The 21,375-nt window shown below is 66.9% G+C and carries 35 protein-coding genes and 1 pseudogene; 35 read left to right on the top strand and 1 reads right to left on the bottom strand.

The window, feature by feature from the left end; translation table 11 throughout:
* The first annotated feature begins 69 nt into the window (after nt 1-69).
* Nucleotides 70-1,263, top strand: a complete 1,194-nt coding sequence (gene tuf / locus ACIRFL_RS17620) for an elongation factor Tu (protein ID WP_351735953.1) — start codon at nt 70-72, stop codon at nt 1,261-1,263.
* Between the two features lie 115 nt (nt 1,264-1,378).
* Here tuf and ACIRFL_RS17615 read toward each other — a convergent pair whose 3' ends face one another.
* The gene (locus ACIRFL_RS17615; RefSeq protein ID WP_404029274.1) at nt 1,379-1,720 is read right to left on the bottom strand and encodes a hypothetical protein; all 342 of its coding nucleotides are present in this window, start codon (nt 1,718-1,720) and stop codon (nt 1,379-1,381) included.
* A 90-nt stretch (nt 1,721-1,810) separates the two neighbouring features.
* Here ACIRFL_RS17615 and ACIRFL_RS17610 point away from each other — a divergent pair, with 90 nt between their 5' ends.
* From ACIRFL_RS17610 to ACIRFL_RS17445, 34 genes and pseudogenes are all read left to right on the top strand, one after another.
* On the top strand, nt 1,811-2,458 hold the full coding sequence (locus tag ACIRFL_RS17610) for a hypothetical protein (RefSeq protein ID WP_404029272.1): 648 nt from the start codon (nt 1,811-1,813) through the stop codon (nt 2,456-2,458).
* Between the two features lie 245 nt (nt 2,459-2,703).
* A complete protein-coding gene (gdhA, locus tag ACIRFL_RS17605; protein WP_404029469.1) occupies nt 2,704-4,050 on the top strand; it encodes an NADP-specific glutamate dehydrogenase in 1,347 nt (448 codons plus the stop codon).
* Nucleotides 4,051-4,247: 197 nt separating this feature from the next.
* Complete coding sequence (locus tag ACIRFL_RS17600) at nt 4,248-5,345, top strand: RHS repeat-associated core domain-containing protein (RefSeq protein WP_404029270.1); 1,098 nt, start codon at nt 4,248-4,250, stop codon at nt 5,343-5,345.
* Nucleotides 5,346-5,361: 16 nt separating this feature from the next.
* Nucleotides 5,362-5,829, top strand: a complete 468-nt coding sequence (locus tag ACIRFL_RS17595; protein ID WP_404029268.1) for a hypothetical protein — start codon at nt 5,362-5,364, stop codon at nt 5,827-5,829.
* Nucleotides 5,830-5,836: 7 nt separating this feature from the next.
* Nucleotides 5,837-6,151, top strand: coding sequence for an SUKH-3 domain-containing protein (locus ACIRFL_RS17590; RefSeq protein WP_404029266.1), 315 nt, complete (start codon nt 5,837-5,839; stop codon nt 6,149-6,151).
* Nucleotides 6,152-6,566: 415 nt separating this feature from the next.
* The gene (gene rpsJ, locus ACIRFL_RS17585) at nt 6,567-6,875 is read left to right on the top strand and encodes a 30S ribosomal protein S10 (RefSeq protein ID WP_003948644.1); all 309 of its coding nucleotides are present in this window, start codon (nt 6,567-6,569) and stop codon (nt 6,873-6,875) included.
* Nucleotides 6,876-6,893: 18 nt separating this feature from the next.
* Nucleotides 6,894-7,538: a 50S ribosomal protein L3 gene (gene rplC, locus ACIRFL_RS17580; protein WP_351735965.1), complete on the top strand. Its 645-nt coding sequence runs from the start codon at nt 6,894-6,896 to the stop codon at nt 7,536-7,538.
* 8 nt (nt 7,539-7,546) lie between these two features.
* Nucleotides 7,547-8,206 carry a 50S ribosomal protein L4 gene (rplD, locus tag ACIRFL_RS17575; protein WP_404029264.1) on the top strand — a complete coding sequence of 220 codons (660 nt, stop codon included), beginning with the start codon at nt 7,547-7,549 and terminating at the stop codon, nt 8,204-8,206.
* The gene (gene rplW / locus ACIRFL_RS17570; RefSeq protein WP_351735969.1) at nt 8,206-8,625 is read left to right on the top strand and encodes a 50S ribosomal protein L23; all 420 of its coding nucleotides are present in this window, start codon (nt 8,206-8,208) and stop codon (nt 8,623-8,625) included. The genes rplD and rplW overlap by 1 nt, the downstream gene beginning before the upstream one ends.
* Before the next feature lie 52 nt (nt 8,626-8,677).
* Nucleotides 8,678-9,514, top strand: a complete 837-nt coding sequence (gene rplB / locus ACIRFL_RS17565; protein WP_404029262.1) for a 50S ribosomal protein L2 — start codon at nt 8,678-8,680, stop codon at nt 9,512-9,514.
* 12 nt (nt 9,515-9,526) lie between these two features.
* Nucleotides 9,527-9,808, top strand: a complete 282-nt coding sequence (gene rpsS, locus ACIRFL_RS17560; protein ID WP_392053705.1) for a 30S ribosomal protein S19 — start codon at nt 9,527-9,529, stop codon at nt 9,806-9,808.
* 44 nt (nt 9,809-9,852) lie between these two features.
* Nucleotides 9,853-10,200 (top strand): 50S ribosomal protein L22, encoded by a 348-nt coding sequence (gene rplV / locus ACIRFL_RS17555; RefSeq protein WP_037680403.1) that lies wholly within the window; start codon nt 9,853-9,855, stop codon nt 10,198-10,200.
* Nucleotides 10,200-11,030 carry a 30S ribosomal protein S3 gene (gene rpsC / locus ACIRFL_RS17550; RefSeq protein WP_351735974.1) on the top strand — a complete coding sequence of 277 codons (831 nt, stop codon included), beginning with the start codon at nt 10,200-10,202 and terminating at the stop codon, nt 11,028-11,030. Before rplV ends, rpsC begins: the two co-directional genes overlap by 1 nt.
* 5 nt (nt 11,031-11,035) lie before the next feature.
* Nucleotides 11,036-11,455 (top strand): 50S ribosomal protein L16, encoded by a 420-nt coding sequence (gene rplP, locus ACIRFL_RS17545; protein WP_404029259.1) that lies wholly within the window; start codon nt 11,036-11,038, stop codon nt 11,453-11,455.
* Complete coding sequence (gene rpmC, locus ACIRFL_RS17540) at nt 11,455-11,679, top strand: 50S ribosomal protein L29 (RefSeq protein WP_030174543.1); 225 nt, start codon at nt 11,455-11,457, stop codon at nt 11,677-11,679. Before rplP ends, rpmC begins: the two co-directional genes overlap by 1 nt.
* Entirely contained in the window at nt 11,679-11,960 is a 282-nt protein-coding gene (gene rpsQ / locus ACIRFL_RS17535; RefSeq protein WP_404029257.1) for a 30S ribosomal protein S17, read from the top strand. Before rpmC ends, rpsQ begins: the two co-directional genes overlap by 1 nt.
* Nucleotides 11,961-12,068: 108 nt before the next feature.
* Nucleotides 12,069-12,437 (top strand): 50S ribosomal protein L14, encoded by a 369-nt coding sequence (gene rplN / locus ACIRFL_RS17530; RefSeq protein WP_003998823.1) that lies wholly within the window; start codon nt 12,069-12,071, stop codon nt 12,435-12,437.
* Between the two features lie 2 nt (nt 12,438-12,439).
* Nucleotides 12,440-12,763: a 50S ribosomal protein L24 gene (rplX, locus tag ACIRFL_RS17525; RefSeq protein ID WP_073940530.1), complete on the top strand. Its 324-nt coding sequence runs from the start codon at nt 12,440-12,442 to the stop codon at nt 12,761-12,763.
* The gene (gene rplE, locus ACIRFL_RS17520; RefSeq protein WP_388702751.1) at nt 12,763-13,320 is read left to right on the top strand and encodes a 50S ribosomal protein L5; all 558 of its coding nucleotides are present in this window, start codon (nt 12,763-12,765) and stop codon (nt 13,318-13,320) included. Before rplX ends, rplE begins: the two co-directional genes overlap by 1 nt.
* 5 nt (nt 13,321-13,325) lie before the next feature.
* The gene (locus tag ACIRFL_RS17515) at nt 13,326-13,511 is read left to right on the top strand and encodes a type Z 30S ribosomal protein S14 (protein ID WP_003956452.1); all 186 of its coding nucleotides are present in this window, start codon (nt 13,326-13,328) and stop codon (nt 13,509-13,511) included.
* A 213-nt stretch (nt 13,512-13,724) separates the two neighbouring features.
* On the top strand, nt 13,725-14,123 hold the full coding sequence (rpsH, locus tag ACIRFL_RS17510) for a 30S ribosomal protein S8 (RefSeq protein WP_351354146.1): 399 nt from the start codon (nt 13,725-13,727) through the stop codon (nt 14,121-14,123).
* 24 nt (nt 14,124-14,147) lie between these two features.
* Nucleotides 14,148-14,687: a 50S ribosomal protein L6 gene (gene rplF, locus ACIRFL_RS17505; protein ID WP_388702755.1), complete on the top strand. Its 540-nt coding sequence runs from the start codon at nt 14,148-14,150 to the stop codon at nt 14,685-14,687.
* Nucleotides 14,688-14,690: 3 nt separating this feature from the next.
* Nucleotides 14,691-15,074, top strand: coding sequence for a 50S ribosomal protein L18 (gene rplR, locus ACIRFL_RS17500; RefSeq protein ID WP_189994126.1), 384 nt, complete (start codon nt 14,691-14,693; stop codon nt 15,072-15,074).
* Nucleotides 15,075-15,110: 36 nt separating this feature from the next.
* Nucleotides 15,111-15,716 carry a 30S ribosomal protein S5 gene (gene rpsE / locus ACIRFL_RS17495; protein ID WP_324936594.1) on the top strand — a complete coding sequence of 202 codons (606 nt, stop codon included), beginning with the start codon at nt 15,111-15,113 and terminating at the stop codon, nt 15,714-15,716.
* Nucleotides 15,716-15,898 (top strand): 50S ribosomal protein L30, encoded by a 183-nt coding sequence (gene rpmD / locus ACIRFL_RS17490; protein ID WP_003998814.1) that lies wholly within the window; start codon nt 15,716-15,718, stop codon nt 15,896-15,898. Before rpsE ends, rpmD begins: the two co-directional genes overlap by 1 nt.
* 2 nt (nt 15,899-15,900) lie before the next feature.
* The gene (gene rplO, locus ACIRFL_RS17485; RefSeq protein WP_030745257.1) at nt 15,901-16,356 is read left to right on the top strand and encodes a 50S ribosomal protein L15; all 456 of its coding nucleotides are present in this window, start codon (nt 15,901-15,903) and stop codon (nt 16,354-16,356) included.
* Between the two features lie 233 nt (nt 16,357-16,589).
* Entirely contained in the window at nt 16,590-17,903 is a 1,314-nt protein-coding gene (secY, locus tag ACIRFL_RS17480) for a preprotein translocase subunit SecY (RefSeq protein ID WP_404029253.1), read from the top strand.
* Complete coding sequence (locus ACIRFL_RS17475; RefSeq protein WP_404029251.1) at nt 17,903-18,565, top strand: adenylate kinase; 663 nt, start codon at nt 17,903-17,905, stop codon at nt 18,563-18,565. The genes secY and ACIRFL_RS17475 overlap by 1 nt, the downstream gene beginning before the upstream one ends.
* Nucleotides 18,566-18,691: 126 nt before the next feature.
* A complete protein-coding gene (map, locus tag ACIRFL_RS17470; RefSeq protein ID WP_404029249.1) occupies nt 18,692-19,528 on the top strand; it encodes a type I methionyl aminopeptidase in 837 nt (278 codons plus the stop codon).
* A 151-nt stretch (nt 19,529-19,679) separates the two neighbouring features.
* Nucleotides 19,680-19,901, top strand: a complete 222-nt coding sequence (infA, locus tag ACIRFL_RS17465; protein WP_003948620.1) for a translation initiation factor IF-1 — start codon at nt 19,680-19,682, stop codon at nt 19,899-19,901.
* 60 nt (nt 19,902-19,961) lie between these two features.
* The gene (gene rpmJ / locus ACIRFL_RS17460) at nt 19,962-20,075 is read left to right on the top strand and encodes a 50S ribosomal protein L36 (RefSeq protein ID WP_003998809.1); all 114 of its coding nucleotides are present in this window, start codon (nt 19,962-19,964) and stop codon (nt 20,073-20,075) included.
* Between the two features lie 186 nt (nt 20,076-20,261).
* The gene (rpsM, locus tag ACIRFL_RS17455) at nt 20,262-20,642 is read left to right on the top strand and encodes a 30S ribosomal protein S13 (protein WP_116148529.1); all 381 of its coding nucleotides are present in this window, start codon (nt 20,262-20,264) and stop codon (nt 20,640-20,642) included.
* A 65-nt stretch (nt 20,643-20,707) separates the two neighbouring features.
* Nucleotides 20,708-21,112: a 30S ribosomal protein S11 gene (rpsK, locus tag ACIRFL_RS17450; RefSeq protein ID WP_003956432.1), complete on the top strand. Its 405-nt coding sequence runs from the start codon at nt 20,708-20,710 to the stop codon at nt 21,110-21,112.
* Nucleotides 21,113-21,255: 143 nt separating this feature from the next.
* Nucleotides 21,256-21,375 (top strand): annotated as a pseudogene (locus tag ACIRFL_RS17445) (DNA-directed RNA polymerase subunit alpha); the annotation flags it as partial.

The following is a 21,375-nucleotide window of genomic DNA, read 5'->3' as shown; positions in this document are numbered from 1 at the left end:
CCTTTACAGCAAAGATCACCTGGCGCCGATGAAGTAAGGCGTACAGAACCACTCCACAGGAGGACCCCAGTGGCGAAGGCGAAGTTCGAGCGGACTAAGCCGCACGTCAACATCGGCACCATCGGTCACATCGACCACGGTAAGACGACCCTCACGGCCGCCATTACCAAGGTGCTGCACGACAAGTACCCGGACCTGAACGAGGCCTCGGCCTTCGACCAGATCGACAAGGCTCCTGAGGAGCGTCAGCGCGGTATCACCATCTCCATCGCGCACGTCGAGTACCAGACGGAGGCGCGCCACTACGCCCACGTCGACTGCCCGGGTCACGCGGACTACATCAAGAACATGATCACCGGTGCCGCGCAGATGGACGGCGCCATCCTGGTGGTCGCCGCCACCGACGGCCCGATGCCGCAGACCAAGGAGCATGTGCTCCTGGCCCGCCAGGTCGGCGTTCCGTACATCGTCGTCGCCCTGAACAAGGCCGACATGGTGGACGACGAGGAGATCCTTGAGCTCGTCGAGCTTGAGGTCCGTGAGCTCCTCTCCGAGTACGAGTTCCCGGGCGACGACGTTCCGGTCGTCAAGGTCTCGGCGCTCAAGGCCCTTGAGGGCGACAAGGAGTGGGGCCAGTCGGTCCTGGACCTGATGGACGCCGTCGACAGCGCGATCCCGGAGCCGGAGCGCGACATCGACAAGCCGTTCCTGATGCCGATCGAGGACGTCTTCACCATCACCGGTCGCGGTACGGTCGTCACCGGCCGTATCGAGCGTGGTGTCCTCAAGGTCAACGAGACCGTCGACATCATCGGCATCAAGACCGAGAAGACCACCACCACGGTCACCGGCATCGAGATGTTCCGCAAGCTGCTCGACGAGGGTCAGGCCGGTGAGAACGTCGGTCTGCTCCTCCGCGGCATCAAGCGCGAGGACGTCGAGCGCGGCCAGGTCATCATCAAGCCGGGCTCGGTCACCCCGCACACCGAGTTCGAGGCGCAGGCCTACATCCTCTCCAAGGACGAGGGTGGCCGCCACACGCCGTTCTTCAACAACTACCGTCCGCAGTTCTACTTCCGTACGACGGACGTGACCGGCGTCGTGACCCTCCCCGAGGGCACCGAGATGGTCATGCCGGGTGACAACACCGAGATGAAGGTGGAGCTCATCCAGCCCATCGCCATGGAAGAGGGCCTGAAGTTCGCCATCCGTGAGGGTGGCCGGACGGTGGGCGCCGGCCAGGTCACCAAGATCAACAAGTGATCTCGGTCTGACCCGGCAGGTCTCTGAGAGGCCCGTACGACTCCGGTCGTACGGGCCTCTCGGCATTCGGCGCGGGCGGCTCGGGGCACGTCGGGGCACGTGAAGCGGAGTGCCGTTACTGCGGTTTTCGTTGGTTTGGGGGGCGGGCGTCCTGTGTTTTCACCGCTTCGTTGACCTTTTTTGCCAGTTCGTCGTCGAGCTTCTTGAACTCGCGTACCACCGTGTCGGACATGTCGGCGAGGGCGTCCAGTTGCTGTGTGATGTCCTCGCGCCCGTCCTCCCAGTTCGACTCGAAGTCGTCGAGGGCGTCGTTGACCTTGCCGTCGCCGATGTCGTCCCGGTAGCTCTCGAAGAGCTTCTTGGTGTGGTTCAGGCGGGTCTTGATCGAGCGCAGACGCCGGCCGTAGTCCTCCAACTCGGTCAGCGGCAGCGAGAGATCGCTCTTGCCCTTGCCCATACGTCCGTCCCCCGTTCTCGTAGGCTGAGCCGCACCGTACAACAGCATGCTGCCTGGACAAGCGATCGACGAAACGGGGACACGACAGCCATGGCCCGCTACATGGAGGCGCTCACCATCGAGCGCGGCGGCTTCCGCATAAAGGTGCCGGAGTCGTGGTGGGAGTTCGACGTACGCCCCGAGTCGCGTGACGACTCGATCCGGCGCATGGTGAACGAACGGGTCGAGCAGCACCCGGAGTTGGCCCCGTACCGCGACACGTACACCGGCTTCCTGCAGAAGGCCGCGGCCGACGCCTGGAAGTCCGGCGCGCTGTACTGCGGCTGCATGGCGGAGAGCTTCGGCGGTGACACCCCGATCACCGGCTCGGTCACCGTCTCCCTCGTCGGCGGACGTACCAGCGAGGGCGCGCCCCTGCCCAACGACCCCGCCACGATCGCCTCCCAACTCGCCGTCAAGGAAGCGAGGAAGCCCGGCGACTCCTGGCGCAAGGTGACGACCGTCGACATACCCGGGGTCGGCCCGGCCGCCCGCACCCACGGCATCGAGGACATCCCCGTCCCGGGCGACAGCCTCAACCGCACCGTACGGGCCGTGCTGATGCAGACGTACATCCCGGTCCCCGGGCAGGAGGGCAAGGTGGCCCTCGTCGCCGGCAGCAGTCAGGTCCTCGACCTGGCCGACTCGTTCTTCGACATCTTCGACGCGATCACCTCGACGTTCCGCTTCGCGGACTGAGCCGCGGCGGCGCGGGTCTCAGAGTGCGGACAGCCGCCGCAGGGAGACTGGCCTCCGGGTTTACACAGAGGTAACACTGAGGTGCAGGCCGCCCCTGGTCGTTCACTCCGGGGCGGTCCCAGTCCTGCGCGCGGCAACGGCGCCGAGCGCTCACCACCGGTGCGTACCGGTAGCAGCCGTGCCCCGAAGGGAACCACGTGACGACCCGATCCGAAGCGAGAATTTCTCCGACTTCGCCGACCGCACTGTCCACGCTGTCCGCACTCGACCTCCTGCGGGCCGAGATCGAACACCGCAACCCGGCCCAATCCGAGTTCCACCAGGCCGTCCGAGAGGTACTGGAGACGCTTGCGCCGGTGCTCGCGGCCCGTCCGGAGTACGCGGAGCCAGGGCTCGTCGAGCGGCTGTGCGAGCCGGAGCGGCAGATCATCTTCCGGGTGCCGTGGCAGGACGATCACGGCCGGGTCCACGTCAATCGGGGCTTCCGCGTCGAGTTCAACAGCGCGCTCGGCCCGTACAAGGGTGGCCTGCGCTTCCACCCGACGGTGAATCTCGGCATCGTGAAGTTCCTCGGTTTCGAGCAGGTCTTCAAGAACGCGCTCACCGGGCTGGGTATCGGCGGCGGCAAGGGCGGCAGCGACTTCGACCCGCACGGGCGCAGCGACACGGAGGTCATGCGGTTCTGCCAGTCGTTCATGACGGAGTTGCACCGGCACATCGGTGAGCACACCGACGTTCCGGCGGGTGACATCGGCGTGGGCACCCGTGAGATCGGTTACCTGTTCGGCCAGTACCGGCGGATCACCAACCGCTGGGAGTCCGGCGTACTCACCGGCAAGGGCCCGCACTGGGGCGGGTCCCTGATCCGGCCGGAGGCGACCGGGTACGGGAACGTGCTGTTCGCGGCGGAGATGCTGCGCGAGCGCGGCGAGGACCTTCAGGGCCTGTCGGCGGTCGTCTCCGGCTCGGGAAACGTCGCGATCTACACCATAGAAAAGCTCCTCGCCCTCGGCGCGAACCCGCTGACCTGCTCGGACTCCAGCGGATACGTGGTCGACGACAAGGGCGTCGACCTGGATCTGCTCAAGCAGGTCAAGGAGGTAGAACGCGGCCGGATCAGTACCTACGCCGAGCGCCGGGGCGCGTCCGCGCGGTTTGTGCCCGGCGGACGGGTCTGGGAGGTCCCGGCCGATGTCGCGCTGCCGTCGGCGACGCAGAACGAGCTGGACGAGCACGACGCGGCCACCCTCGTACGCAACGGTGTGAAGGTGGTGTCGGAGGGCGCGAACATGCCGACGACACCGGAGGCCGTGCACCTGCTTCAGCGCGCGGGGGTGGCCTTCGGCCCAGGCAAGGCGGCGAACGCGGGCGGGGTCGCGGTCAGCGCCCTGGAGATGGCGCAGAACGCGTCGCGCACCGCGTGGACGGCCGCCCGTGTCGAGGAGGAACTGGCCCGCATCATGCGGGACATCCACACCACGTGTCATGAGACCGCCGAACGCTACGGTGTCCCAGGCGACTACGTGACCGGCGCGAACATCGCCGGCTTCGAGAGGGTCGCCGACGCGATGCTGGCCCAGGGCGTCATCTGACCCGTCCACCACGACGCTCGCCCGCCCCGCCGCTGCGGGCGGGCGGGTGGCCTGACCGTCCCGGAGAACCCGCTGCGGCGGGGCGAGCGCGGGCGGCGGCTGCCTCGGTGTCGCCGGGGAGGGTGCGCTCTACCTCACCGGGATCGCCGCGTGGCGCGGCCGGCGGGAGTCGTTGGTGAGGGGCTGGACCGAGTGGTGTGTGTCGACGCCGGCGGGCGTCGGGCTCTGCGCGCACTGCTTCTCTCGTCCATCCGTTGCCGATAAGTTCGCCTGTGCTGCGGCGGATCTGGAGGTACGCCTGGGACGCCGACGACCGACTCACGGAGGGGGTGACGCCCGACCGTGGGGTGTGGCGGTACGGCTACGACGTGCTGGGCCGGCGCATCGCCAAGTGGCGTGTGCACGAGGACGGTTCGACCACGGACGAGACCCTCTTCACCTGGGACGGTGCCAACCTCGCGGAGCAGCAGACAGTCCGCGACGACCGGGTGGAGACTGACACCTGGGACTGGGAGCCGGGCACCCACCGTGCGGCGGCCCAGGTACGGACGCGTTGGCGAGCCGACGACCCGGAGACGATCGACAGGCAGTTCTACGCCATCGTCACCGACCTGGTCGGCACGCCCAGCGAACTCGTCAGTGAGGACGGCACGATCGCCTGGCGGTCCGCGACGAGCTTGTGGGGCCGCCCCCTCGCCGCCGACGACGGCGACCTGTGCCCGCTGGCCTTCCCGGGCCAGTACCGCGACGCCGAGACGGGCCTGCACTACAACCTGGCGCGCTACTACGACCCGGACACGGCGAGCTTCCTCACCCCCGATCCACTCGGTCTGGTCCCCGGCCCGAACCCGCACGCATACGTCGACAACCCCTTCCGCTGGACCGACCCGCTCGGTCTGGAGGGAGACAGCACTCAGCCAGTCCGCGTTTATGACGACTCGGAGTACAGCAAGCACGGTTCGGCCAGCGGCTCGTCGGCCAAGGGCGAAGTCAGTCGTGCGCCCACCAACGGGCAGGCGGCGCTTGACCGGTCCATCGACTTGGACCCGAACAACCCGAACGTCACCAGGCGCCTCGGAGTGGATCATGTGAACAACGAGATCGTGGTGCTGGACCGGCACCGCGCGATCACGGACAAGGACGGCAATATCGTCAAGGAGCTCTACCACGGCCATGTGCAGTCCTCGTATCCGTCGAAGAGCGTCACGCAGGGCGACCTGACCAAGCTGAAGAAGGCAGGCATGATCGACAACATCAAGAAGCAGCGGGTGCTCCCGCCCAAGTGCAACGGGTGAAGCGGGGAAGTCGGTTATGGCGTCAGGGTGGGACTGGGAGAACGGCGAGGGGCTGCTGCGCCTCGACGACCCCGAGGAGTGGGATGCCGCGTTCGAGCGCGGCGAGCACCACCTGGGTACGGCTGTGATCGGGTTGGCGTTTCAGTGTTCGTTGGAGGAGGCGTCGCCGCGGATCGTCAGGGCGATGCGGCTTGCGGACCGCGATCAACGGGGATATGCGTTCACCGCGGCGGGACATGCGGCGCGGCTCAACGGGGACTTGACGCCCGAACTGTTCACGGCGCTGAGGGACGAGGGTCCTGGCGGGGTCGCCGAGCACCCCATCAGGGACGCGTTGACGTATGTACCGTTTCGAAAGCTGCCGCCGTGGTTCAAGCGCCGGTGGGTGTTGGTGACGGTGCGAGACAAGCTGGAAGGCTGGTGGCTGCGTTCCACTGAGGCGATCGGGGATGTCTGGCGCTCTCTGCGCGGACGCCGTTCGTAAATGCGCCATGGCCGCGCACGAGGCCGCGCGCCGGTTCCTCGTGGAGTTCGGATACGTCGGCGTCCCCTACCCCGCGACGGGGCGGACGCCGTCGGGCCCGGAGTTGCCGGCGGCGATGTGGGACGCGGGGATCATCGACGACCTCGCCGAGCAGGCGGGCGCCGACCTGTACCCCGTCGGCACGATGGACCGCCGCAACCAGTACCTCGCGGTGGCGGAGGACGGCTCGCTCCACGCCGGCATGGACTCCGTCCGGCTCCCGGACCACACCACGGAGGAGGCGCTTGTGAAAATCACGGGGGAGACGGGACCGGGGGCATGACGGGACACGGTTTGATCTCCGTCACCTTGGGGGTATTCTCTCCGGCTCGATTGGCCAGCCCGCCACCCCCTGTGGCAGACTGTCCGAGTTGCTCGGCCGAGTGTTGATGCTGCGCGCCTCCCGCCGGGAGGACCGGAAGCGAGTCCCACAGTACTCGTCAACCCCGTGTGGGTTGGACGTACGGGAATCTTCCGGGAAGCGTCGGCGCGGCACCGGCCAGGCACCCGGTGGGCCTTCCGTCCCCGGTCTGCGGTTCCGGAAGGGCCGTGCGCATTCCCCGGAGGGATGTTCGAACAAGGGACATCTGTGTCAGCGGGAGCGCGACACGCCCGACCGCGTGGGTCGGAGAAGGTGAAGAGCACGAAGGGAACACCGGGTTCCAGAGCGTGAGAAGAGACAGGACTACTGAGTAGCCATGGCGGGACAGAAGATCCGCATTCGGCTCAAGGCCTACGACCACGAGGTCATCGACTCCTCGGCGAAGAAGATCGTCGAGACGGTGACCCGCACGGGTGCGTCGGTCGCGGGCCCGGTGCCGCTGCCCACTGAGAAGAACGTGTACTGCGTCATCAAGTCGCCGCACAAGTACAAGGACTCGCGCGAGCACTTCGAGATGCGCACGCACAAGCGCCTGATCGACATCCTCGACCCGACCCCCAAGACCGTTGACTCTCTGATGCGACTCGACCTCCCGGCCGGTGTCGACATCGAGATCAAGCTCTGAGGCGCGGTGATCTGAGAGATGACCAAGCAGATCAAGGGCATCCTGGGCGAGAAGCTCGGCATGACGCAGGTGTGGGACGAGAACAACCGCGTTGTTCCGGTCACCGTCGTCAAGGCCGGCCCCAACGTCGTCACCCAGGTGCGTACGAACGACGCCGACGGCTACGAGTCCGTCCAGATCGCCTTCGGCGAGATCGACCCGCGCAAGGTGAACAAGCCCCTCAAGGGTCACTTCGCCAAGGCCGACGTCACCCCGCGTCGTCACCTCGTTGAGATCCGCACGTCGGACGCCTCCGAGTACACGCTGGGCCAGGAGGTCACCGCCGAGGTGTTCGAGGCCGGCGTCAAGGTCGACGTCACCGGCAAGAGCAAGGGCAAGGGCTTCGCCGGTGTCATGAAGCGCCACAACTTCCGTGGCCTCGGCGCCGGGCACGGCACCCAGCGCAAGCACCGCTCTCCCGGCTCCATCGGTGGCTGCGCCACCCCGGGCCGTGTGTTCAAGGGCCTGCGCATGGCGGGCCGCATGGGCAACGAGCGGGTCACCACCCAGAACCTGACCGTCCACGCCGTTGACGCGGAGAAGGGTCTGCTGCTCATCAAGGGCGCGGTTCCCGGTCCGAACGGCGGCCTCGTCCTGGTCCGCACCGCGGCCAAGGGGGCCTGAGGTAACCGATGAGCACTGTTGAGATCCTTTCGCCGGCGGGCGAGAAGGCCGGTTCCGTCGAGCTCCCCGCGGAGATCTTCGGCGTGGAGAAGGTCAGCATTCCGCTGATCCACCAGGTCGTCGTCGCACAGCTGGCAGCCGCCCGCCAGGGCACGCACAAGACCAAGACCCGCGGTGAGGTCCGTGGTGGCGGCAAGAAGCCGTACCGCCAGAAGGGCACCGGCCGCGCCCGCCAGGGCTCGACCCGCGCGCCGCAGTTCGCCGGCGGTGGCGTCGTGCACGGCCCGCAGCCGCGCGACTACTCGCAGCGGACCCCGAAGAAGATGAAGGCCGCGGCCCTGCGCCACGCCCTCACCGACCGGGCCCGCCACAACCGCATCCACGTCGTCTCCGGCGTGGTCGAGGGCGAGACCCCCAGCACGAAGGCCGCCAAGAGCCTGTTCGGCAAGATCAGCGAGCGCAAGAACCTGCTCCTGGTCGTCGACCGCGCCGACGAGGCCGCGTGGCTGTCCGCCCGCAACCTGCCCCAGGTCCACATCCTGGAGCCGGGCCAGCTGAACACGTACGACGTTCTCGTCTCGGACGACGTGGTCTTCACCCAGGCCGCTTTCGAGTCCTTCGTCGCCGGCCCGAACAAGGCCAACGACACCGAAGGGAGCGAGGCCTGATGGCTACGCGTCACCCCTCCATCGCCTCGAAGGCCGCCAAGGCCGCCAAGGCCGCGCGCGTCGCCAAGGCGAAGCGCCACGCCACCGAGGGCAAGAACACCGTCGTCACCCCGGCGAGCAAGGCCTACACGGACCCCCGTGACGTCCTGCTCAAGCCGGTCGTGTCCGAGAAGAGCTACGCGCTCCTCGACGAGAACAAGTACACGTTCGTCGTCGACCCGCGTGCCAACAAGACCCAGATCAAGGAGGCCGTCCAGGCGGTCTTCTCGGTCAAGGTCACCGGGGTCAACACGATCAACCGCCAGGGCAAGCGCAAGCGGACCCGGACGGGCTTCGGGCAGCGTGCCGCGACCAAGCGCGCGATCGTGACCCTCGCCGAGGGCGACCGTATCGACATCTTCGGCGGTCCGACCGCCTGACGGCGGTCCGGAACGTCCAGATTTCGGAATCACTTCCGAGGACTGAGAGACAATGGGTATCCGCAAGTACAAGCCGACGACTCCTGGCCGTCGTGGCGCCAGCGTCGCCGACTTCGTCGAGGTCACGCGGTCCACGCCGGAGAAGTCGCTGGTCCGTCCCCTGCACAGCAAGGGCGGCCGTAACAATTCCGGTCGTGTGACCGTCCGCCACCAGGGCGGCGGCCACAAGCGCGCCTACCGCGTGATCGACTTCCGTCGTCACGACAAGGACGGCGTGCCGGCGAAGGTCGCGCACATCGAGTACGACCCCAACCGCACCGCGCGCATCGCGCTGCTGCACTACGCGGACGGCGAGAAGCGCTACATCCTCGCGCCGCGTGGCCTGTCGCAGGGCGACCGCGTCGAGAACGGTCCCGGGGCCGACATCAAGCCGGGCAACAACCTCGCCCTGCGCAACATCCCGGTCGGTACCACGCTGCACGCCATCGAGCTGCGTCCGGGCGGCGGCGCCAAGTTCGCCCGCTCGGCCGGTGCCTCCGTGCAGCTGCTCGCGAAGGAGGGCACCATGGCCCACCTGCGCATGCCGTCCGGTGAGATCCGCCTGGTCGACCAGCGCTGCCGCGCCACGGTCGGCGAGGTCGGCAACGCCGAGCAGAGCAACATCAACTGGGGCAAGGCCGGCCGTAAGCGGTGGCTGGGCGTCCGCCCGACCGTCCGTGGTGTGGTCATGAACCCGGTCGACCACCCGCACGGTGGTGGTGAGGGCCGGACCTCCGGTGGTCGTCACCCCGTGTCCCCGTGGGGCAAGAAGGAAGGCCGTACTCGTTCGCCCAAGAAGGCGTCGAACAAGTACATCGTCCGCCGCCGCAAGACGAACAAGAAGCGCTAAGGACGGGTTGAGATGCCTCGTAGCTTGAAGAAGGGGCCCTTCGTCGACGACCACCTGATGAAGAAGGTGGACACGCAGAACGAAGCCGGCACCAAGAACGTCATCAAGACCTGGTCCCGCCGCTCGATGATCGTCCCGGCCATGCTCGGCCACACGATCGCGGTGCACAACGGCAAGACCCACATCCCGGTGTTCGTCACCGAGTCGATGGTCGGCCACAAGCTCGGCGAGTTCTCGCCGACCCGCACCTTCCGGGGCCACGTCAAGGACGACCGTAAGTCGAAGCGCCGCTAGGCGCGGATCGCAACAGACAAGTAAGTAACTCTGAAGGGACAACCATGGAAGCCAGGGCCCAGGCGCGGTACATCCGCGTCACGCCCATGAAGGCCCGCCGTGTGGTGGACCTCATCCGTGGCTTGGACGCCACGGAGGCCCAGGCTGTTCTGCGATTCGCTCCGCAGGCAGCCTCGGTTCCGGTGGGCAAGGTGCTCGACAGCGCCATCGCCAACGCCGCGCACAACTACGACCACACCGACGCCGACAGCCTCTTCATTTCCGAGGCGTACGTCGACGAGGGCCCGACCCTGAAGCGGTTCCGTCCGCGTGCCCAGGGCCGTGCCTACCGGATCCGCAAGCGGACCAGCCACATCACCGTGGTCGTCAGCAGCAAGGAAGGAACCCGGTAATGGGCCAGAAGGTAAACCCGCACGGGTTCCGGCTCGGTGTCACCACCGACTTCAAGTCGCGCTGGTACGCCGACAAGCTCTACAAGGACTACGTCAAGGAAGACGTCGCCATCCGCCGGATGATGACGTCCGGCATGGAACGCGCCGGTATCTCCAAGGTGGAGATCGAGCGCACCCGTGACCGCGTCCGCGTCGACATCCACACCGCGCGTCCGGGCATCGTCATCGGCCGCCGCGGCGCCGAGGCCGACCGCATCCGCGGTGACCTGGAGAAGCTGACCGGCAAGCAGGTCCAGCTGAACATCCTTGAGGTCAAGAACCCGGAGACGGACGCTCAGCTGGTGGCCCAGGCCGTCGCCGAGCAGCTGTCCTCCCGCGTCTCCTTCCGCCGCGCCATGCGCAAGAGCATGCAGTCGGCGATGAAGGCGGGCGCCAAGGGCATCAAGATCCAGTGCGGTGGCCGCCTCGGCGGCGCCGAGATGTCCCGCTCGGAGTTCTACCGCGAGGGCCGGGTGCCCCTGCACACGCTCCGGGCGAACGTGGACTACGGCTTCTTCGAGGCCAAGACGACCTTCGGCCGCATCGGCGTGAAGGTCTGGATCTACAAGGGCGACGTCAAGAACATCGCCGAGGTCCGCGCCGAGAACGCCGCCGCCCGTGCGGGCAACCGCCCGGCGCGCGGCGGTGCCGACCGCCCGGCCCGTGGTGGCCGCGGTGGCGAGCGGCGCGGTCGTAAGCCGCAGCAGGCTGCCGGCGCCGAGGCCCCCAAGGCTGAGTCCTCGGCGGCCCCCGCAGCTGCTCCGGCTGAGAGCACCGGAACGGAGGCCTGACCGACATGCTGATCCCCCGTAGGGTCAAGCACCGCAAGCAGCACCACCCGAAGCGCAGCGGCGCTGCCAAGGGCGGCACGCAGATTGCGTTCGGCGAGTACGGCATCCAGGCGCTGACCCCGGCGTACGTCACGAACCGCCAGATCGAGGCGGCTCGTATCGCCATGACCCGTCACATCAAGCGTGGCGGCAAGGTCTGGATCAACATCTACCCGGACCGTCCGCTGACGAAGAAGCCGGCCGAGACCCGCATGGGTTCCGGTAAGGGTTCTCCGGAGTGGTGGGTCGCCAACGTCAAGCCCGGACGCGTGATGTTCGAGCTGTCGTACCCCAACGAGAAGATCGCCCGTGAGGCGCTGACCCGTGCGGCCCACAAGCTGCCGATGAAGTGCCGGATCGTCAAGCGCGAGGCAGGTGAAGCGTGATGTCGGCCGGTACCAAGGCGTCCGAGCTGCGCGAGCTGGGCAACGAGGAGCTGCTGGGCAAGCTCCGCGAGGCCAAGGAAGAGCTGTTCAACCTCCGCTTCCAGGCGGCGACGGGTCAGCTTGAGAACCATGGCCGTCTCAAGGCGGTCCGCAAGGACATCGCGCGGATCTACACCCTGATGCGCGAGCGTGAGCTGGGCATCGAAACGGTGGAGAGCGCCTGATGAGCGAGAACAACGTGACTGCAAAGAACGAGCGCAACGCCCGCAAGACCCGTGAGGGTCTGGTCGTCAGCGACAAGATGGACAAGACCGTCGTCGTCGCCGTCGAGGACCGTGTGAAGCACGCGCTGTACGGCAAGGTCATCCGCCGTACGAACAAGCTCAAGGCGCACGACGAGCAGAACGCTGCCGGCATCGGCGACCGCGTCCTCCTGATGGAGACCCGGAAGCTGTCCGCCACCAAGCACTGGCGCATCGTCGAGATCCTCGAAAAGGCCAAGTAGTAATTCCTGCGGGGCAGTTGCCTCGCAGGTCAGTTCCGCCAGGCTCGGCGAGAAGCGTGCGCCACGCGCGCTTCTCGCCGGGAACCGGCAGACAAACAGGAGATAGACGTGATCCAGCAGGAGTCGCGGCTGCGTGTCGCCGACAACACGGGCGCGAAGGAAATCCTTTGCATCCGTGTGCTCGGTGGCTCCGGTCGCCGCTACGCGGGCATCGGTGACGTCATCGTCGCCACCGTCAAGGACGCGATCCCCGGTGGCAACGTGAAGAAGGGTGACGTCGTCAAGGCGGTCATCGTTCGCACCGTCAAGGAGCGCCGCCGTCCGGACGGCTCGTACATCCGCTTCGACGAGAACGCCGCCGTCATTCTGAAGAACGACGGCGACCCTCGCGGCACCCGCATCTTCGGCCCGGTCGGCCGTGAGCTGCGCGAGAAGAAGTTCATGAAGATCATCTCGCTCGCGCCGGAGGTGCTGTAAGCATGAAGATCAAGAAGGGCGACCTGGTACAGGTCATCACCGGCAAGGACAAGGGCAAGCAGGGCAAGGTCATCGCCGCCTACCCGCGCGAGGACCGCGTCCTGGTCGAGGGTGTCAACCGGGTCAAGAAGCACACCAAGGCCGGTCCGACGGCGCGCGGTTCCCAGGCCGGCGGCATCGTGACCACCGAGGCGCCGATCCACGTCTCCAACGTCCAGCTGGTCGTGGAGAAGGACGGCAAGAAGGTCGTCACGCGTGTCGGCTACCGCTTCGACGACGAGGGCAACAAGATCCGCGTTGCCAAGCGGACGGGTGAGGACATCTGATGGCTACCACCACCACTCCGCGTCTGAAGACGAAGTACCGCGACGAGATCGCCCCGAAGCTGCGTGACGAGTTCAAGTACGAGAACGTCATGCAGATCCCGGGCCTCGTCAAGATCGTGGTCAACATGGGTGTGGGCGACGCCGCCCGCGACTCCAAGCTGATCGAGGGCGCCATCCGCGACCTCACCACGATCACCGGTCAGAAGCCGGCCGTCACCAAGGCCCGCAAGTCCATCGCGCAGTTCAAGCTGCGCGAGGGGCAGCCGATCGGCGCCCACGTCACGCTCCGTGGCGACCGCATGTGGGAGTTCCTGGACCGCACCCTGTCGCTCGCGCTGCCGCGCATCCGCGACTTCCGCGGTCTGTCCCCCAAGCAGTTCGACGGCCGTGGCAACTACACCTTCGGTCTCACCGAGCAGGTCATGTTCCACGAGATCGACCAGGACAAGATCGACCGCGTCCGGGGTATGGACATCACCGTGGTCACCACGGCGACCAACGACGCTGAGGGCCGCGCGCTCCTTCGTCACCTCGGCTTCCCGTTCAAGGAGGCGTGAGCGAGATGGCGAAGAAGGCTCTGATTGCCAAGGCTGCTCGCAAGCCCAAGTTCGGTGTGCGCGCGTACACCCGCTGCCAGCGCTGCGGCCGTCCGCACTCCGTCTACCGCAAGTTCGGCCTGTGCCGCGTGTGCCTTCGTGAGATGGCTCACCGCGGCGAGCTGCCGGGCGTGACCAAGAGCTCCTGGTAATCCCTCTTTTAGGGATTCCTGGACCTCTCGGTAAGCAACTGGGTCGGCGAAGGCCCGCCCCCTCCATGGCTTAGGCTGGGAGGGTTGGGCCTTCGCCGCCCTGGATCACTTACTACGCCGTAGGTCCCCGCGCCGCACCCGTCCCGTCTCGTAGTACGGGGAGAGGGATGGCGCATATAGGAAACCCCGGCGAGAAAGGCCACAGGCCAATTCATGACCATGACTGATCCGATCGCAGACATGCTGACGCGTCTGCGGAACGCGAACTCGGCGTACCACGACTCCGTGGCGATGCCGCACTCGAAGATCAAGTCGCACATCGCGGAGATCCTCCAGCAGGAGGGCTTCATCACGGGCTGGAAGGTCGAGGACGCCGAGGTCGGCAAGTCCCTCGTCCTGGAGCTGAAGTTCGGCCCCAACCGTGAGCGCTCCATCGCGGGCATCAAGCGGATCTCCAAGCCCGGTCTCCGGGTGTACGCGAAGTCCACCAACCTGCCGAAGGTGCTCGGCGGCCTGGGCGTGGCGATCATCTCCACGTCGCACGGGCTCCTCACCGACAAGCAGGCCGGCAAGAAGGGCGTGGGTGGGGAAGTCCTCGCCTACGTCTGGTAGCAGAAGGGAACGGAGGAAACAGCTATGTCGCGCATCGGCAAGCTCCCCATCGCGGTTCCCGCCGGCGTGGACGTCACCATCGACGGCCGTACGGTCTCGGTCAAGGGCCCCAAGGGCTCGCTGACCCACACCGTCGCGGCGCCGATCGAGGTCGCCAAGGGCGAGGACGGCACCCTGCAGGTGACCCGCCCGAACGACGAGCGTCAGAACAAGGCCCTGCACGGCCTGTCCCGCACGCTGGTGGCGAACATGATCACCGGCGTGACCCAGGGTTACGTGAAGAAGCTCGAAATCAGCGGCGTCGGTTACCGCGTGACCGCCAAGGGCTCGAACCTTGAGTTCGCCCTCGGTTACAGCCACCCGATCCTGGTCGAGGCCCCCGAGGGCATCACCTTCAAGGTGGAGGCCCCGACCCGTTTCTCGGTCGAGGGCATCGACAAGCAGAAGGTCGGCGAGGTCGCGGCCAACATCCGCAAGCTGCGCAAGCCGGACCCGTACAAGGCCAAGGGCGTCAAGTACGAGGGCGAAGTCATCCGCCGCAAGGTCGGAAAGGCGGGTAAGTAAGCCATGGCATACGGGCAGAAGATCCTCAAGGGCGACGCCTACAAGCGCGCCGCGATCAAGCGCCGTCACATCCGGATCCGCAAGCGGATCTCGGGCACGGCGGAGCGCCCCCGTCTGGTCGTGACCCGCTCCAACCGTCACATCGTGGCGCAGGTGATCGACGACCTCAAGGGCCACACCCTGGCGTCGGCGTCCACCCTGGACGCGTCGATCCGTGGTGCCGAGGGCGACAAGTCGGCGCAGGCCAAGCAGGTCGGCGCGCTCGTCGCCGAGCGTGCCAAGGCCGCCGGTGTCGAGGCCGTCGTGTTCGACCGTGGTGGCAACCAGTACGCCGGGCGCATCGCCGCCCTGGCGGACGCCGCCCGCGAAGCCGGGCTCAAGTTCTGAGCCGCTTGTAGCTAGCGGAAAGAGAGAGGTAATCCAATGGCTGGACCCCAGCGCCGCGGAAGCGGTGCCGGTGGCGGCGAGCGGCGGGACCGGAAGGGCCGTGACGGCGGCGCTGCTGCCGCCGAGAAGACCGCGTACGTCGAGCGCGTCGTCGCGATCAACCGCGTCGCCAAGGTTGTGAAGGGTGGTCGTCGCTTCAGCTTCACCGCGCTGGTCGTGGTGGGCGACGGTGACGGCACCGTCGGTGTCGGATACGGCAAGGCCAAGGAGGTGCCGGCCGCCATCGCCAAGGGTGTCGAGGAGGCCAAGAAGCACTTCTTCAAGGTCCCCCGGATCCAGGGCACCATCCCGCACCCCATCCAGGGTGAGAAGGCCGCCGGTGTCGTGCTCCTCAAGCCGGCCTCGCCGGGTACCGGTGTGATCGCCGGTGGTCCCGTGCGTGCCGTCCTGGAGTGCGCCGGCATCCACGACGTGCTGTCGAAGTCGCTCGGCTCCGACAACGCGATCAACATCGTGCACGCGACCGTGGCGGCCCTGAAGGGCCTGCAGCGTCCCGAGGAGATCGCGGCCCGCCGCGGTCTGCCCCTGGAGGACGTGGCCCCCGCGGCCCTGCTGCGTGCGCGTGCCGGGGCGGGTGCGTGATGGCTCAGCTGAAGATCACGCAGGTCAAGTCCTACATCGGCAGCAAGCAGAACCACCGTGACACCCTGCGGTCGCTTGGTCTCAAGGGGATCAACACCGTGGTCGTCAAGGAGGACCGTCCCGAGTTCCGCGGCATGGTGCACACCGTCCGCCACCTCGTGACGGTCGAGGAGGTCGACTGATCATGGCGGAGCAGAACCCGCTCAAGATCCACAACCTCCGTCCCGCCCCGGGCGCCAAGACCGCCAAGACCCGTGTCGGTCGTGGTGAGGCGTCGAAGGGTAAGACGGCCGGTCGTGGTACCAAGGGCACCAAGGCCCGCTACCAGGTTCCGGAGCGCTTCGAGGGCGGCCAGATGCCGCTGCACATGCGCCTCCCGAAGCTGAAGGGCTTCAAGAACCCGTTCAAGACCGAGTACCAGGTCGTGAACCTCGACAAGCTGGCCGCGCTCTACCCCGAGGGTGGCGAGGTCACGGTCGAGGGCCTGGTGGCCAAGGGCGCCGTTCGCAAGAACAGCCTCGTCAAGGTGCTCGGCCAGGGTGAGGTCTCCGTGGCGCTGCAGGTGACGGTCGATGCCGTCTCCGGCTCCGCCAAGGAGAAGATCACCGCCGCCGGCGGCACCGTCACCGAGCTCGTCTGACCCAATCGGACGTCTCGATGACCTGAACGACCCGACCGGGGATGCTCCACAAATGGGGTATCCCCGGTTGGTCGTTCCAAGGGGGGCGGTGTCGCCGGTAAGGTTGCCTGCACTGCCCACTTTCACTGGGTGCTTCCCATGGGGCACTCTGATCGGCAGTTGACCGTTACGTATTCGTCGAACCTCAAGACCGTCACCCTTGACGCAGTTGCGCGGGGGTCGCAGGAGGCACCGTGCTCACCGCGTTCGCCCGGGCGTTCAAGACGCCCGACCTGCGCAAGAAGCTGCTCTTCACGCTGGGCATCATCGTGGTCTACCGGGTCGGTACCCACATCCCGATCCCCGGCGTCAACTACCAAGCCGTCCAGCAGTGCGTGAACGAGGCATCCGGCAACCAGGGCCTCTTCGGTCTCGTCAACATGTTCAGCGGCGGCGCGCTGCTGCAGATCACCGTCTTCGCCCTCGGCATCATGCCGTACATCACGGCGAGCATCATCCTGCAGCTGCTGACCGTGGTCATCCCGCGCCTGGAAGCCCTCAAGAAGGAGGGCCAGGCCGGCACGGCCAAGATCACCCAGTACACCCGGTACCTGACGGTGGCGCTCGCCATCCTGCAGGGCACCGGCCTGGTGGCCACCGCCCGCAGCGGCGCCCTGTTCTCTGGCTGCACCGTCGCGTCGAGCATCGTCCCCGACCAGGCGATCTTCACCACCATCACGATGGTCATCTGCATGACCGCGGGTACGGCCGTCGTCATGTGGCTGGGCGAGCTGGTCACCGACCGCGGCATCGGCAACGGCATGTCGATCCTGATGTTCATCTCGATCGCCGCGACCTTCCCGTCCGCGCTGTGGGCGATCAAGAAGCAGGGCACCCTCGCCGACGGCTGGATCGAGTTCGGCACCGTCATCGCGGTCGGCCTGGTCATGGTCGCGCTCGTCGTCTTCGTCGAGCAGGCCCAGCGCCGCATCCCCGTGCAGTACGCGAAGCGCATGATCGGACGTCGCTCCTACGGCGGTACGTCCACGTACATTCCGCTGAAGGTCAACCAGGCGGGTGTGATCCCCGTCATCTTCGCGTCCTCGCTGCTCTACATCCCGGCCCTGATCGCCCAGTTCGCCGGCGGCAACTCCGGCTGGAAACAGTGGGTCACCGCGAACCTGACCAAGGGCGACCACCCGATCTACATCACCCTCTACTTCTTGCTGATCGTTTTCTTCGCGTTCTTCTACGTGGCGATCTCCTTCAACCCCGAAGAAGTCGCCGACAACATGAAGAAGTATGGTGGCTTCATCCCGGGCATCCGGGCTGGCCGACCGACCGCTGAGTACCTGTCGTACGTGCTCAACCGGATCACCTGGCCGGGTTCGCTGTATCTGGGCCTGATCGCTCTCGTACCGACGATGGCGTTGGTTGGCTTCGGGGCAAGCCAGAACTTCCCCTTCGGTGGCACCAGCATCCTGATCATCGTGGGTGTCGGTCTCGAAACGGTGAAGCAGATCGAGAGCCAGCTCCAGCAGCGCAATTACGAAGGGTTCCTCCGCTGATGCGAATCGTCCTCGTCGGGCCGCCGGGTGCCGGTAAGGGAACGCAGGCCGTGCGTCTTTCCGAAGAACTGCGCATCCCGCACATCTCCACGGGCGACCTGTTCCGGGCCAACATCAGCCAGCAGACGGAGCTGGGGAAACTCGCGAAGTCCTACATGGACGCCGGCAACCTCGTCCCCGACGAGGTCACCATCGCGATGGCCAAGGACCGCATGGAGCAGCAGGACGCCGAGAACGGCTTCCTGCTCGACGGCTTCCCGCGGAACGTCTCCCAGGCCGAGGCGCTGGACGAACTGCTGGAGAACGAGAACGTCACGCTGGACGCGGTACTCGACCTCGAAGTCCCCGAGGACGAGGTGGTCAAGCGGATCGCCGGCCGGCGTACCTGCCGCAACAAGTCGGAGCACGTCTTCCACGTCACCTACAGCCCGCCGAAGAAGGAAGGCGTCTGCGACGTCTGCGGCGGCGAGCTGTACCAGCGTGACGACGACTCGGAGGGCACCGTCCGCAAGCGGCTGGAGGTCTACCACACGCAGACCGAGCCGATCATCGACTACTACAAGGCGCAGGGCCTGGTCGTGACGATCTCCGCCCTGGGCCCGGTGGACGAGATCACCCGCCGGGCGCTGGAAGCGCTCAAGCGGGACGAGGCCGCCAAGTAGCCCCCTCGTACCGTTCCGGCCGCGGTGCCCTCCCCCGGACCCGATCCGGGGGGACCCCCAGGGCGCCGCGGCCGTAGTGTTGTGCAGTAACCGTTTGTCGCGAGTGACGGAGAGCGCAGGCCCCCCATGGTGCAGATCAAGACCCCCGAGCAGATCGCCAGGATGCGTGCGGCGGGGCTGGTCGTCGCCGCGATCCACGCGGCCACCCGGGAGGCCGCCGTGCCCGGCGCCAGCACCAAGGACCTGGACGAGGTGGCGCGCAAGGTGCTCGCCGAGCACAACGCCACGCCGAACTTCCTCGGGTACGGCGGCTTCCCGGCCACCATCTGCACCTCGGTCAACGAGGTCGTCGTCCATGGCATCCCCTCCGACGAGGTCGTCCTCAAGGACGGCGACATCATCTCGATCGACTGCGGCGCGATCGTGGACGGCTGGCACGGCGACGCCGCCTACACGGCCTTCGTGGGCTCCGGTCACGCCCCGGAACTGGTCGAGTTGTCCCGGGTGACCGAGGAGTCGATGTGGGCCGGGATCGCGGCGATGCGGCAGGGCAACCGGCTCGTCGATGTCTCCCGGGCCATCGAGACGTACATCCGCCGCCAGCCCAAGCCCGGCGGCGGCCGCTACGGGATCATCGAGGACTACGGCGGCCATGGCATCGGCACCGAGATGCACATGGACCCGCACCTGCTGAACTACGTCGACCGCAAGCGCGGCAAGGGCCCCAAGCTGGTCCCCGGCTTCTGCCTGGCCATCGAGCCGATGGTCTCCCTCGGCACCGCGAAGACCGAGGTGCTCCAGGACAACTGGACGGTCATCACCACCGACGGCACCTGGTCCTCCCACTGGGAGCACTCCGTCGCGCTGACCGAGCAGGGGCCGCTGGTGCTGACCGCCCCGGACGGCGGCCGGGCCAAGCTGGCGGAGTACGGCATCACCGCCGCCCCCGACCCGCTCGCTTAACGATCTCCGGTGCGGGGCAGACTTCCCCGATTCGTCTTTCCGGGGGCGCTGACGTAGACTGACTCGTCGGCTCTCGTGCATCCGCATGTCCGCATGTGCCCGCAAGGGACGCGAGGGAGTCGATCAAGGTAGTCGATTCGAAGGGCGAAGCGTGGCCAAGAAGCAAGGTGCCATCGAGATCGAGGGCACTGTCGTCGAGTCTCTTCCGAACGCCATGTTCAAGGTCGAGCTCCAGAACGGCCACCAGGTCCTGGCACACATCAGCGGCAAGATGCGTATGCACTACATCCGCATCCTCCCTGACGACCGGGTCGTGGTGGAGCTGTCTCCGTACGACCTGACGCGTGGCCGGATCGTCTACCGCTACAAGTAGATCTTGCCCGCGCCCCGGCCCGCCGGGGCGATGGCACTGACCCGGAGAACCTCACATCCCATGAAGGTCAAGCCGAGCGTCAAGAAGATCTGCGACAAGTGCAGGGTGATCCGCCGTCACGGCCGGGTCATGGTCATCTGCGAGAACCCGCGCCACAAGCAGCGCCAGGGCTGACACAGGACCGCACCTCTGCATCACGCAGGACTTCGCGCGACGCAAGCTGAATTGTTCATACGCAGGGCCCGGAGCCGTTCGGTTCCGACACCCCCGGCTCGGAGGCCGGGGACCCAGTTCGTACCTGGTACGGCGGCTGGGATCCGGTCCTGTGGAAGACCTCCGACAAGTAACTGGAGCCATTGAATGGCACGCGTTTCCGGTGTTGACATCCCGCGCGAAAAGCGCGTGGAGGTCGCCCTCACCTACGTGTTCGGCATCGGCCGGACGCTCTCGCAGGAGACGCTGGCAGCGACCGGCGTCGACCCGAACACCCGCGTTCGCGACCTGACCGAGGAGCAGCTGGTCGCGATCCGCGAGTACGTCGATAACAACATCAAGACCGAGGGTGACCTCCGTCGTGAGATTCAGGCCGACATCCGCCGCAAGGTGGAGATCGGCTGCTACCAGGGTCTCCGTCACCGTCGCGGTCTGCCCGTCCGCGGTCAGCGCACCAGCACCAACGCCCGCACCCGCAAGGGCCCGCGTCGCGCCATCGCCGGCAAGAAGAAGCCGGGCAAGAAGTAGTCCGCAGCGGACACCTGTCCACGGTCTTCGCTGTAGGACCGACCACCTCCCGTAGGAGTTAGAGGATGCCCCCCAAGGGACGTCAGGGCGCTGCCAAGAAGGTGCGCCGCAAGGAAAAGAAGAACGTCGCTCACGGCCACGCGCACATCAAGAGCACGTTCAACAACACGATCGTTTCGATCACGGACCCGTCCGGCAATGTGATCTCCTGGGCCTCCGCCGGCCACGTCGGCTTCAAGGGCTCCCGGAAGTCCACGCCGTTCGCCGCGCAGATGGCCGCCGAGTCGGCCGCCCGCCGCGCCCAGGAGCACGGCATGCGCAAGGTCGACGTGTTCGTGAAGGGCCCGGGTTCCGGTCGCGAGACCGCGATCCGCTCCCTGCAGGCCACGGGCCTTGAGGTCGGCTCCATCCAGGACGTCACGCCGACCCCGCACAACGGCTGCCGCCCGCCGAAGCGTCGCCGCGTCTGAGGCACTGAGGCTCTGGGCTCCGGGCGGTTCGGCTCCATACGGTCGTGCCGCCCGTACCCTTGCAGTACCCGCACTTTCCACGGGTGCGGTTTCCGTCGGACGTCAAATAGCGGGCGTCCACGAAAGAAGGATCTGATCCACACATGCTGATCGCTCAGCGTCCCTCGTTGACCGAAGAGGTCGTCGACGAGTTCCGTTCCCGGTTCGTGATCGAGCCGCTGGAGCCGGGCTTCGGCTACACCCTCGGCAACTCGCTCCGTCGT

The sequence above is a fragment of the Streptomyces sp. NPDC102462 genome (assembly GCF_044765425.1).
In the GTDB taxonomy this organism is placed as follows: domain Bacteria; phylum Actinomycetota; class Actinomycetes; order Streptomycetales; family Streptomycetaceae; genus Streptomyces.
The sequence above is the reverse complement of the archived record's forward strand: the minus strand, read 5'-3'. Positions and strand labels throughout refer to the sequence as shown.